Origin of the sequence: Bacillus cereus group sp. BfR-BA-01441, assembly GCF_022663075.1 — a bacterium.
In the GTDB taxonomy this organism is placed as follows: Bacteria; Bacillota; Bacilli; order Bacillales; family Bacillaceae_G; genus Bacillus_A; species Bacillus_A cereus.
Genome location: NZ_JAKUEU010000051.1, coordinates 1 through 12781, shown reverse-complemented (window position 1 = coordinate 12781; position 12781 = coordinate 1). Strand labels below are relative to the sequence as shown.

The window sequence follows — 12781 nt, the reverse complement described above, 5'->3', positions numbered from 1 at the left end:
TTTTTCTTATTGATAAATCTCTTTATATTTCTTGTACTCCGCTTCCGAACATAGTACGAAATGTCCCGGGCGAATTTCACGCATTGTTGGTGCTTCACTACCATAATTATGCTGTGATGGATCATATACGATACGTTTACGATTGCGCTCATAATCTGGATCTGGAAGTGGAATCGCTGATAATAGTGATTTCGTATATGGATGAATTGGATTCGCATATAATTCATCACTTGTTGTTAACTCAACGATTTGGCCACGGTACATTACACCAATACGATCACTAATGTATTTTACCATTGATAAATCATGGGCGATGAATAAGTATGTTAAACCTTTTTCTTTTTGTAACTTTTTCAGTAAGTTTACAACTTGCGCCTGAATCGATACGTCAAGTGCTGAGATCGGCTCATCGGCAATGATAAATTCTGGGTCTACAGCAAGCGCTCGAGCGATACCGATACGCTGACGTTGTCCACCTGAGAATTCGTGTGGGAAACGGTTTGCGTGCTCTTTATTTAAACCAACTGTGTTTAATAGTTCATGAACACGGTCCATGCGCTCTTTTTTACTTTTCGCTAATCCGTGAATATCAATACCTTCTGCGATAATATCCCCTACTGTCATACGAGGATTTAATGATGCGTATGGATCTTGGAAAATCATTTGCATTTTACGGTTGAATTTCTTCAGTTCTGCGCGTGATTTCTTACCATGTACGTTTTCACCATCGAACAATACTTCACCAGCAGTTGCATCATATAAACGAATAATCGTTCTTCCAGTTGTCGATTTACCACAACCTGATTCTCCTACAAGACCAAATGTTTCTCCGCGGTAAATATCAAATGAAATATCATTAACCGCTTTGACAACACCACCACTCACGTCGAAGTGCTGCTTTACATTTTTTACTTCAATTAATTTCTCACGTTGTTTAGTCATGTTGTTCACCTGCTTTCATTTGAAGAATGCGTTTTTCAACGACTGCTGGCGGTTTTACTTCTGGAGCTTGCTCGTGAAGTAACCAAGTTGCCGCATAGTGCGTATCACTTACTTTAAATAAAGGTGGGTCCATTTCAAAATCAATTTTCAGTGCCTGTGGGTTACGTGGTGCAAAAGCATCTCCCTTTGGCGGCTTCAATAAATCTGGAGGCGTTCCAGGGATTGCATATAGCTCTTCTTCTGAACCATCTAAACTTGGCATAGATGCGATTAAACCCCAAGTATATGGATGTTTCGGATTGTAGAAAATTTCATCTACAGTTCCAATTTCAACAACTTTACCAGCGTACATAACTGCCACTCGGTCCGCAACGTTTGCTACTACACCTAAGTCATGCGTAATGAAAATGATTGCTGCTTCTGTTTTTTGCTGAATGTCTTTCATAAGTTCTAAAATTTGCGCCTGAATCGTAACGTCTAGCGCTGTTGTCGGCTCATCGGCAATTAATAATTTCGGGTTACAAGCTAACGCCATCGCAATAACTACACGCTGTCTCATACCACCTGAGAATTGGTGAGGATATTGTTTTAAACGAGCTTCTGGATTTGGAATACCTACAAGGTCAATTAATTCTAAAGCAACTTTACGTGCATCTGCTTTACTCATCCCTTGGTGTTTAATTAGACCTTCCATAATTTGATTTCCAATTGTCATCGTTGGGTTTAATGATGTCATTGGATCTTGGAAAATCATCGCGATATCTTTACCGCGTACTTGCTGCATTTCTTTTTCTGTTAATTTCGTTAAGTCACGACCTTCAAATACGATTTCACCATTTTTAATGCGTCCAGGAGGATTCGGAATTAATCCCATTAACGCTTTAGAAGTAACTGATTTCCCTGAACCAGATTCTCCTACAATCGCCAATGTTTCTCCTTTTTTCAAATCAAAAGTAACGCCGCGTACAGCTTGTACTTCACCTGCATGTGTATCAAAGGAGACTTGTAAATCTTTTACCTCTAACAATGTTTTCATCTTTGCCTCTCCCCTCTTTTACTTACGCATTTTTGGATCTAACGCGTCGCGTAATCCGTCTGCCATTAAGTTAAACGCTAAAATTAATATACTGATGACAACCGCAGGGATGAACATCATATGCGGATACGTTTGAATAGATTTATAACCATCATTTACAAGAGAACCTAGTGACGCAAATGGCGGCTGAATTCCTAAACCGATGAAACTTAAGAACGCTTCACCAAACACCGCTGATGGAATTGTAAACATTGTCATTACGATAATAGGTCCCATTACGTTTGGAATTAAATGTTTCACAATTAATTGTGTATTTGTTGCACCTAATGTACGAGATGCTAATACATATTCTTGGTTTTTTAACTTTAAGATTTGTCCACGAACAATACGCGACATCCCTATCCAACCTGTAATCGCCATCGCGAGTGTAATTGACCAAATACCAGATCCCATAATGATTACCATTAAAATAACGATGATTAAGTATGGAATACCGTTAATAATCTCCATAATACGTTGCATAATGTTATCTACTCTACCGCCGTAGAATGCTGAAATACCTCCGTATGCAACCCCAATTACTAAGTCAATTGCTGCTGCTAAAAGAGCGATATATAATGATACGCGTGTACCTTCCCATGTTCTTGTCCATAAGTCACGGCCAAGATCATCTGTACCAAACCAGAAGTACTCTTTAATATCACGTTTTTCATATTGGTCAACACCATATTGATCTGTACCGTCAAATGGTAACCAATGAACATTTTCAATAACTGGAATTTTTGGTGGTAATTTCGCTCGACCTAAATCTTGCTCTTTATACGAGTGTTTACTTACCATCGGTCCAAAAATCGCTAATAGTGCAATGATAACTAATAATACAAGGCCAAGCATCGCACCTTTATGTTGGAATAAACGTCTTCTTACATCTTGCCAAAACGTTAGACTTGGACGGGCAATGACTTCATTATCAACATTATTTTGATTGGCTTGTTGAAATAAATCTGGAGATAATTTTTGTACATCTTTCATCATTTTTTCCCTCCCGCTAAACGAATACGAGGATCAATAATTCCGTATAAAATATCGACAATGAAAATAACTAAAATGAAGATTGCACTATAGAAAATCGTAGTTCCCATAATAACTGTATAGTCATTTAAAGTAATCGATTTAACGAATTGTTCCCCAAGTCCTGGTACAGCATAAATTTGCTCGATAACAAGTGTTCCTGTAATTAATGCCGCAACCATTGGTCCTAAAATTGTTACAACTGGAATTAAAGCGTTACGAAGTGCATGTTTGACAATAATAACGCCTTGGCTAATTCCTTTCGCTTTCGCTGTTAAAATGTAATCGGCTTGCATAACTTCAATTAATTCTGCACGAGAGAAACGTGCGATTGTTGCGATAACTCCCATCGATAATGCAATTGTAGGCATTACAGTAAACTCTGGTCCTTTCCAGAATGCTACTGGGAACCAGCCAAGTTTTACCCCTACGAAATATTGCAGTAATGCGGCGAATACGAATGATGGTACCGACATTCCGAGTACCGAAATAACTGTTGCACTATAATCTACCCACGTATTATTACGAAGTGCGGCAACAATACCTAAAATTAAACCGATAAATGTTCCTAATATAATCGCTTGTAAACCTAATTGGGCTGATGGTCCAATACGATCCACAATCATGTCTGTTACTGGGCGGTTATCATATTGGAATGATACCCCTAAATCACCTTTTGCTAGGTTACCTAAGTAACGTGCGTATTGAACTGGTACCGGATCATTCAATCCGTATTTTTCAAGAATGATTTCTTTTTGTGCCGGTGATAGCTTCTCCTGGTTTTTAAGCGGAGAACCCGGAAGTAATTTCATCAAAAAGAAAGTCAGTGTAGTAATTAAAAATAATGTCAAAGCCATGTACACGAAACGTTTTAATACATAACGTCCCATATCAAGCACCTCCCCGTTTTTCTCAAAAGCAATAAGATAGTTTAAAATATTCTTACTTTTATTTTTTTAAAATAAGAGCATATGCCCATCATAGGCATATACCCTTGTAAACGATGGAAAAAAAGATTATTTTTGTTCAACAGATGCCCATTTGTAAGTTAATTTACCACCATAGTTAATTGGGATAATATCTTTTACGGCACCTTTTACTACATACGCTGAACCTTTTTGGAAGATTGGAGTGATAACTGCATCCTCTTTAATTAACATCTTCTCTACTTCTAGAAGGTTGTCCCAGCGAGCTTGTAAATCTTTTGTATCTGTTTTAGCTTTTAGGATTAACTCATCATATTTCTGATTAGAATACCCTGTTTTATTTTGAGAACCATTCGTAACAAACATATCTAAATATGAGATTGGATCTGGGAAATCTGGTCCCCAAATACCAAACGCAATATCATATTGCTGAGAATCTTCTAATTTATTTTTTTGTGCGAATGGTTGCTGTTTAATTTTAATTGATAAACCTGGTAAGTTCTTTTCCATCTCACCTTTTAAGAATTCCCCAACTTTTTTAGCATCTTCATTATCAAAGTTTAAGAATTCTAGTTCGATTTTATCAGTTCCAAGCTCTTTCTTCGCTGTTTCCCAAAGCTTTTTCGCTTCTTTTGGATTTGTTTCAACTAGCTTTCCATTTTCAGCTCGGAAATCTTTTTTATTCGGACCTTCAGCGAAATCTTTTCCAACAAATCCGTAAGCTCCAATTGCACCGTTATTTAAAATAACTTTTGCAATGTTATCACGGTCAAAGGACATTGAAATTGCTTTTCTTAAGTTTTTATTACTTAAGTACTGATTACTTTGATTAAATCTTAAGTAAGCAACCCCTGCTTCTTTTCTTGTTTGGAACTCTGGGCTTTTTCTAAACTTATCAACAAATTCAGACGTTAAAGCCGCTCGGTCAATCGCGTTTGTCTCATATAAATTTACATCAGTTGCTGTATTTTTTACAATATTAAAGTTGATTTCTTCGATTTTAACCGTTTTATTATCCCAATATGAAGGATTCTTCTTGAATTGGAAACTTTGTTCATGTTTCCAATCACTCATAACGAATGGACCGTTATATAATGTTGTATTTGCCTCTAAACCAAATTTATCCCCTTGTGCTTTTACAAAGTTTTCATTTAGTGGGTAAAATACTGGATAAACTGTTAAATCGATAAAGTAAGGAACGGGATTGTCTAATTCTACTTCTAATGTATAATCATCAATCGCTTTTACACCTAATTGGTCAGCAGGTAATTCTTTTTTATGAATTTTCTCTGCATTTTTAATATCGAACATAATGTACGAATACGTTGCTTTTGTATCTGGATTTACTGCTCTTTTCCATGAATACACAAAATCTTTAGCTGTTACAGGTTCCCCATTCGACCATTTCGCATCTTTTCTTAATTTAAATATGTATTTCTTCCCATCATCTAGCTTTTCGACATCTTCTGCAACTCCAGGCATTCTCTTTTGATCTTTGCCAATACGATATAAACCTTCCATCGTATTATTTAATGCTGTAGAAGATGAAGAATCAGATGCCAATGATGCATCCATTGACGGAATTTCAGATAACTCTGTTAAATTAAGAATCTGTTTTCCGTTACTACTACTCGTAGCGTTCTCTTTCCCTTTTGCTTTTGCGTCATCTTTTTGGTAGCTACACGCGCTAAGCAACATACTTGCAGTTAAAGTTGATGCAAGTAATAACGGTATCTTTTTCTTCATGTTGTGTTGCCTCCCCTAATTGCACTTCCTGTACCCTCACTTGTTAAAAAGTAGAATTGAAAGAATAATCTCCAAGTTTCTACAATTTTCATTATACATATAATATAACAATTGTGAATATAGTTTTTTGTTTTTTTGTTAAAATTTTTAATAAAATATTTATATTTTTAATTTTTCGTAAAGGGATACATTAACATTGCTACCATCATCTTAAAATCAGACCTTTAATTGCGTATAATTTTCAAAAAATTAATCCTAGTACTTATTATAGCTTTTATAGTATAATAATTCTAGTAATATTTTGACGGAGGGGAATATTTTGAATAAAGTTTTTTTTCATACTTGTATACTAATTTTTATAGCGATGATTGCTTCTAGTATTGGTGCATTCCTCATTTCATCTCAATTTTTGTTGAACTTTGTCAACATTTTGTTTTATATTGCACTGTTTTTTATTCTGATCGGCGGTTTTTTATACATATTTCAAAATGGTTTTTTCAATGTAACCATTTACGCATTCCAAAGAGTATTTGGTACGAACAAAAAGATTGACTCTTTAATTGAAGAAGTCGAGGAACCTACAGATAAGAAAGAACGTATTTATAAAACATATTCATTCAAATGGACATATCCAATTTGTATTACAGGTATCTTCCTTGGGTTGTTCTCGACCCTCATTAGCTTTACTATTTTGATGTAGTTTGCAAACACTATCCCATATGATATAATAATCAGCAAAACATTTTGTTATAAAACTTTAGTTCTTTCATATTAAAAGAGCTCAAGTAACAATAAATAAATTTATATGTATGCGATGATAAAGAAGAGTACATATTGAGGCAATTTCAGAGAGCTTGTGGTTGGTGTGAACAAGTAATTGTACAGTATGGAATGGGCTTTTGAGCACCAAACCGAACCGAAAGTAGTAGGCTTTGGCGTTATATCCAAACGTTATTATGGATTAGAGAGATTTCACAGTAGTGAAATAATTAGGGTGGTACCACGGTCCATTCGTCCCTATAGTTTTTTGGGATGAATGGGCTTTTTTGTTTGCCTTCTCTTCCCCACATCACGCATTCTATTTTAGGAGGAATTACTTATGTCAGTTATCTTTTCTGGTATTCAACCAAGTGGAACGATTACACTTGGAAACTATTTAGGAGCAATGAAGCAGTTTACAGAGCTTCAAAATGAACACGACTGTTATTTCTGTATTGTAAACCAACATGCGATTACAGTACCTCAAGATCCCGTCGGGCTTCGTAAAAACATCCGCAGTCTTGCTGCACTTTATGTAGCATGCGGCATCGATCCTGAAAAAGCTACTTTATTTGTACAATCAGAAGTACCAGCACACGCTCAACTAGGATGGATCATGCAATCTGTTGCTTACGTTGGAGAATTAGAACGTATGACGCAATATAAAGATAAAGCTTCTGGTAGAGATTCAGTTCCAGCTGGATTACTTACGTATCCACCATTAATGGCTGCTGATATTTTACTTTACAACACTGAAATCGTGCCGGTTGGTGATGACCAAAAGCAACATATCGAATTAACACGTGACTTAGCAGAGCGTTTCAACAAACGTTACCGCGAAATCTTCACAATGCCTGAAATTCGCATTCCAAAAGTAGGAGCTCGCGTTATGTCATTAACAGAGCCTACGAAAAAAATGAGTAAATCTGATCCGAATCCAAAATCAATGATTAGTATGCTTGATGAGCCAAAAACAATTGAAAAGAAAATTAAGAGTGCTGTAACTGACTCTGAAGGTATTGTGAAATTTGATAAGGAAAACAAACCTGGTATCTCTAATTTATTAACAATCTACTCTTCATTCTCTGGAAAAACAGTTGAAGAAATCGAAGCAATGTACGAAGGAAAAGGATACGGCGACTTCAAAGGCGACCTAGCGCAAGTAGTCGTAGAAGCAATTCGTCCAATCCAAGACAAATATAACGAACTAATCAACTCACCAGAACTAGACGAAATCCTAGACAAAGGTGCAGAAAAAGCAAACCGCGTTGCATTCAAACAACTACGTAAAGTAGAAAACGCAATGGGACTAAGCAGAAAACGTAGGTAACATATAAAGCGGAGGCGACTGCTTAGCCCTGACGGCTAAGGTTCTTTCCCACAGAAGGTGCTTTTTACCTTCTTGTGGGGAAGGTTCTTAGACGCGAAGGGTTAGGAGCCGGAGCTAGATTACATATAAAGCGGAGGCAGCTCGTTCAGCTCTGACTGGCTAAGGTTCTTTCGCATAGAAGACGCTTTTTGTCTTCTTATGCGAAAGGTTCTTAGACACGAAGAGCTTGCTGCCGGAGCTGGATTTCTACAAAAAGCGGAGGCAGCTCGTTTAGAATGTGAGGGGGATGGAGCTCCTGACGTAGAGGCGCTTTTTGCCTCGCAGGAAGGCGCGAAGCCACCGAACATTCTTGCCGCTGGAACTAGATTACTACAAAATTAAAAAACCGCCAATTGGCGGTTTTTTAATTTACCTTTTGCTCATTTTCCATTTCCCATAACTTTTCAAAAAATGGCTGTCCTTTTACGAGACGCTCGCATAATTGTTCGTGCTTATCAGACCAGCCTGTTTTCGCTTCATCATACAGCTTAGCCCAAATATCTTCAAATTCCATATGTTGAACCATTCCATATGCTGATGGATCCCACTCTGTGAACCAATAGCGAATTTCTGCTGTGTTTTTCGTTGTATGTAATTGATCTAACGCCATAAATAATAATTGTTTTAGCTGTCTTTCTTTACGAGTCAAGCCATTCATAATGAAAGGCGATGGTGATAAAATATGATGTTCTTTTTCTGTTTCTTCTACTTGGAACTCATACTTTTCTGCTTGTACGTTTTCTACCATCTCATATACCATCTGCTCTTGGCGTGGTATAAGTCTACTTTTGCGAATTGGTACATTATAACCAATTGTGTCAATCGCAATAATTCCTTTTCCATCTGTAACAACAAAGCAATACTCTTGCTGCAAACGTTCATGATTTTTACGAATATAAGCCTTATGATGTACGTCTTCCAGCATTTTTTGCGGAAGCTCTAACAATTCGTTCTCGATGTAATGATATAATGTGGCATCTACTTTTAATAATGGCACTTGATCTAATAGCTCAATCGTATCATCTTTCCGCCATTCGTAAAAATGACAAACGTTATACCCATTTTCTTCACCTTCAAACCAATTTACCCATACATCATGTAGATATAACATTCACTACCCCTCACTTCACTACTGTTTGTACCAATCATTATGTTCATTTTTGCTTAACTTTATTCCACTTGAGGAAATATATTCTAATTATTATTTTTTCTTCTATTAATACTAAAAAAACAGGAAATAGAATTCCTGTTTTTTTATATATGAAATGTATTTGCTTTATTCAATATTTCTTTTGCATCTATAGATAATAAAGAAAGTGTATCTTCTCCTTCCAAAGTTACACAATCTTTGACAATATGAAATCCAAGCGCATAGCCAAGCATCTTCGGATAAGAGTGAAAGCCATTTAATAAGATGTCATGTTCCCTTGTTCCTCGTTTTATACTTATTCTTTCATGTACAACATTTTTCCAATAATAAACAGCCTCTTCTTGTGAAAGATACGCCGTCCACGGTGCATTGTTTTTTTCTGTATACCTTTCTGTTACTGCTTGTTCCGCTAGCCCTTCCATAATCATCGTATCAAGTAATGTATATTCTGTTTCTTTCGTCTCAATTTGATGTAACCTGCATATGTGATGATATTCATGCGCCAATAACACTTTTAATTCTTCTACCGAATTCCGCCCACATACGAATAAGAAAATAACATGACGCATAGATAATCCAGCCCTACCGTTATACTCTTCTTGTACAGTTCGATTATAGGAATCTGATAATAAAATAAAGACAGGGACATCTGGACCTTTTAACCAATTTTTCAGTTTATCATACTCCAGGCTCAATTCTTTCCAAATTTCCTTTTCCTCTAATTCTTTAATTTCCTTTTCTCCGCGCATGATCGGGCGATACATCCCTTTTGAAATTAAAAAGCGATACAACCTTTCTTTTGGCAACGGAATATACTTCGTAAATTTCTCACAAAGTTTTTCTGGCCGTCCATAATATAAATGTAGCCATTCAGCTGTTTCAACAATCCCCATCTTTATCCCTCCTTTTTCTTATGTATATGCTACAGGAGAAAAAGGCGTAAAAATAAATAAGGAGTTTTTTCGCAATCTATTGCGAAAAAACTCCTTATTTCATCGATTATTTATACGATTTAAATACTAACACTGCGTTATGACCACCAAATCCTAATGAGTTACTTAATACTGCATTTACTTCTTGGTGTCTCGCTTGATTTGGTACGTAATCTAAGTCACATTCTGGATCTGGTGTCTCATAGTTAATTGTTGGAGGAATTACTCCGTCTGTAATTGATTTAATAGAGAAAATCGCTTCAACAGCACCAGCTGCTCCTAATAAGTGACCTGTCATTGATTTCGTTGAGCTAATTGCTACTTTATACGCGTGCTCACCGAAAGTTTCTTTAATTGCCATCGTTTCATATTTTTCATTCGCATCAGTACTTGTACCGTGCGCATTAATGTAATCAATATCTTCTGGCTGTAGGCCTGCATCAGCTAAAGCTTGACGCATTGCACGCACTCCGCCTTCCCCACCAGGAGCAGGCATTGTAATATGGAATGCATCTCCAGTTGCACCATAACCAGCAATTTCCGCGTAAATGTGAGCACCGCGTGCTAATGCGTGCTCTAATTCTTCAAGAATTAGAATACCTGAGCCTTCACCCATTACGAAACCGCTACGGTTTTTATCAAATGGACGGCAAGCCGTTGCTGGGTCTTCATTAAATGTTAATGCTTTCGCTGAGCTAAATCCTGCGAATGCCATACTTGTTAGCGGCGCTTCTGCTCCGCCTGTAATCATTGCATCAGCATCACCACGCTGAATTGCTTTAAATGCATCACCAATTGAGTTTGCACCAGATGCACAAGCCGTTACAGAACAAGTGTTAATTCCTTTTGCTCCTGTTGCGATTGATACTTGACCTGCTGCCATATCTGGAATCATCATCGGCACGAAGAATGGGCTCACGCGGCGTGGGCCTTTCTCAGTAAAAATCTTAAATTGTTCTTCGTATGTTTCCATACCGCCAATACCAGATCCAATCCATACACCAATTCGAGGTCCGTTTTCTTCTGTAATTTCAAGTTTTGCATCTGCAACTGCCATTTTCGCTGCTGCCACTGCATATTGTGTAAAGCGATCCATACGGCGCGCTTCTTTTTTATCAATATATTTCTCGACTTCAAAGTCGTTAATTTCCGCTGCTACTTTTGCTGGAAATAGTTCTGGATCAATTCTTGTAAGTCGCCCGATTCCAGATACACCCTTTTTAATGTTTTCCCACGCTGTTTCAACATCTGTTCCGACCGGTGTAACAGCTCCTAGTCCTGTAATTACGACCCTCTTTTTTTCCATACAAAATACACTCCTTTTTTTCTCTCAGTCCTTATTTACCCCAACGAAGAGCGACTGCTCCCCATGTTAATCCGCCGCCAAAACCAACAAGTATAATTAAATCACCGTCTTGAATACGTCCGTTTTGCAATTCCTCTACCATTGCAATCGGAATTGAAGAAGCTGATGTATTACCGAACTTCTCAATCGTCATACTCATTTTTTCTTGTGGTAAATTTAACCTCTCTCTTGCAGATTCCATAATACGAATGTTTGCTTGATGCGGTACTAAGAAATCCACATCTTCTTTCGTAAGACCAGCTTTATCTAAAACGCGAAGACAAGAATCACCAAGTTGACGAACGGCAAATTTAAACACTTCTCTGCCATTCATCATAACATACTCGTCTTGATAAAGGTGCTTGCCGCCACTTCCGTCTGCTCCTAATTCAAAAGATAGAACGCCTTTACCTTCTGAAACGGCTCCCATTACGACAGCACCGGCTCCGTCTCCAAATAGTACTGCTGTATTTCGATCGTTCCAGTCTACAATTTTAGATAGTTTATCACTACCAACTACTAATACATTTTTATACGTTCCTGTTTGAATAAATTGCTGTGCTGTAATCATTCCGTACATAAAACCAGCACATGCTGCACTTAAATCCATTGCAGCTGCATGTTTCGCTCCTATTGCTTCTTGAATTACACAAGCAACTGCTGGAAAAGCACGATCTGGTGTTACTGTTGCTACTAAAATAAGATCGATATCCTCTCCGCTAATTCCTGCATCTTCAAGTGCTTTTTTAGAAGCCTCTACGGCCATATATGAAGTATCTATTGTATCATCGGCAATGCGTCTTTCTGCAATTCCCGTTCTCGTACGAATCCATTCATCGGATGTTTCCATTATTTTCTCTAAATCGTGATTTGTGACTACTTTTTCTGGCACATATCTTCCGATCCCTAAAATGCCCACGTTCACATCGCAGCCCTCCGTTTTATATCAATTATTATGACTTGGTACTAATTTTAAAACATAAATGTATTTTTGTCTAGAATATATTTCGCATAAAACAGAAAGCTAAGCATTATTCACGTTATTTTTCATTAAAAGAAACAGAAACATACCTCTCAAATATAAAAAGACTCAAACCGCTTCTATTTACGGTTCGATCCTCTCTTTCATCTAAAAAGATGCTTTTTTATTCTTTATCTGCTTTCCTTCTAAACTAGAGAGTTCTCCTCACTACTTTTCCTTTATCCTCTTCATATCTCTGGTTTTCCACCAGGCAAGAATAAAAAAGGCCCTGACCGCTTCTATCCACGGTTCGGGCCTCTCTTCCATCTTAAAAAGATGCTTTTTATTCTTTATCTGCTTTCCTTCTAAACTAGAGAGTTCTCCTCACTACTTTTCCTTTATCCTCTTCATATCTCTGGTTTTCCACCAGGCGAGAATAAAAAAGGCCCTGACCGCTTCTATCCACGGTTCGGGCCTCTCTTCCATCTTAAAAAGGTGCTTTTTATTCTTTTTATTCTTTTTATTCTTTATCTGCTTTCCCGAG

Annotated in this window: 12 protein-coding genes and 1 other annotated feature; of the genes, 3 read left to right on the top strand and 9 right to left on the bottom strand. The window is 37.2% G+C overall.

Annotated elements, in window-relative coordinates:
* Positions 1-6: 6 nt before the first annotated feature.
* The 5 genes from MR107_RS19635 to MR107_RS19615 form a co-directional block, all read right to left on the bottom strand.
* Positions 7-942, bottom strand: a complete 936-nt coding sequence (locus MR107_RS19635) for an ABC transporter ATP-binding protein (protein ID WP_000166348.1) — start codon at positions 940-942, stop codon at positions 7-9.
* Positions 935-1978 carry an ABC transporter ATP-binding protein gene (locus MR107_RS19630; protein WP_000854346.1) on the bottom strand — a complete coding sequence of 348 codons (1044 nt, stop codon included), beginning with the start codon at positions 1976-1978 and terminating at the stop codon, positions 935-937. The genes MR107_RS19635 and MR107_RS19630 overlap by 8 nt, the downstream gene beginning before the upstream one ends.
* Positions 1979-1996: 18 nt before the next feature.
* The gene (gene opp3C, locus MR107_RS19625; protein WP_000974106.1) at positions 1997-3013 is read right to left on the bottom strand and encodes an oligopeptide ABC transporter permease; all 1017 of its coding nucleotides are present in this window, start codon (positions 3011-3013) and stop codon (positions 1997-1999) included.
* Positions 3010-3939: an oligopeptide ABC transporter permease gene (gene opp3b / locus MR107_RS19620; protein WP_000534167.1), complete on the bottom strand. Its 930-nt coding sequence runs from the start codon at positions 3937-3939 to the stop codon at positions 3010-3012. Before opp3b ends, opp3C begins: the two co-directional genes overlap by 4 nt.
* 126 nt (positions 3940-4065) lie before the next feature.
* Positions 4066-5721: a peptide ABC transporter substrate-binding protein gene (locus tag MR107_RS19615; protein ID WP_000727217.1), complete on the bottom strand. Its 1656-nt coding sequence runs from the start codon at positions 5719-5721 to the stop codon at positions 4066-4068.
* 319 nt (positions 5722-6040) lie between these two features.
* On the opposite strand from MR107_RS19615, the gene MR107_RS19610 reads away from it, so the two are divergent.
* From MR107_RS19610 to MR107_RS19600, 3 genes are all read left to right on the top strand, one after another.
* Positions 6041-6421, top strand: coding sequence for a DUF3899 domain-containing protein (locus MR107_RS19610; RefSeq protein ID WP_001044997.1), 381 nt, complete (start codon positions 6041-6043; stop codon positions 6419-6421).
* A 105-nt stretch (positions 6422-6526) separates the two neighbouring features.
* Positions 6527-6743: a binding site (T-box leader), on the top strand.
* Between the two features lie 77 nt (positions 6744-6820).
* Positions 6821-7810 (top strand): tryptophan--tRNA ligase, encoded by a 990-nt coding sequence (trpS, locus tag MR107_RS19605; protein WP_000110982.1) that lies wholly within the window; start codon positions 6821-6823, stop codon positions 7808-7810.
* Between the two features lie 198 nt (positions 7811-8008).
* Complete coding sequence (locus MR107_RS19600; protein WP_173602435.1) at positions 8009-8191, top strand: hypothetical protein; 183 nt, start codon at positions 8009-8011, stop codon at positions 8189-8191.
* Positions 8192-8213: 22 nt separating this feature from the next.
* Here MR107_RS19600 and MR107_RS19595 read toward each other — a convergent pair whose 3' ends face one another.
* The 4 genes from MR107_RS19595 to fabH form a co-directional block, all read right to left on the bottom strand.
* Complete coding sequence (locus tag MR107_RS19595) at positions 8214-8960, bottom strand: YjbA family protein (RefSeq protein ID WP_000966127.1); 747 nt, start codon at positions 8958-8960, stop codon at positions 8214-8216.
* 143 nt (positions 8961-9103) lie between these two features.
* Positions 9104-9892, bottom strand: a complete 789-nt coding sequence (locus tag MR107_RS19590) for a DUF2268 domain-containing putative Zn-dependent protease (RefSeq protein ID WP_000513279.1) — start codon at positions 9890-9892, stop codon at positions 9104-9106.
* A 106-nt stretch (positions 9893-9998) separates the two neighbouring features.
* Positions 9999-11237 (bottom strand): beta-ketoacyl-ACP synthase II, encoded by a 1239-nt coding sequence (gene fabF, locus MR107_RS19585; RefSeq protein ID WP_000412656.1) that lies wholly within the window; start codon positions 11235-11237, stop codon positions 9999-10001.
* 31 nt (positions 11238-11268) lie between these two features.
* Positions 11269-12201, bottom strand: coding sequence for a beta-ketoacyl-ACP synthase III (gene fabH, locus MR107_RS19580; protein WP_001100547.1), 933 nt, complete (start codon positions 12199-12201; stop codon positions 11269-11271).
* Positions 12202-12781 lie beyond the last annotated feature (580 nt).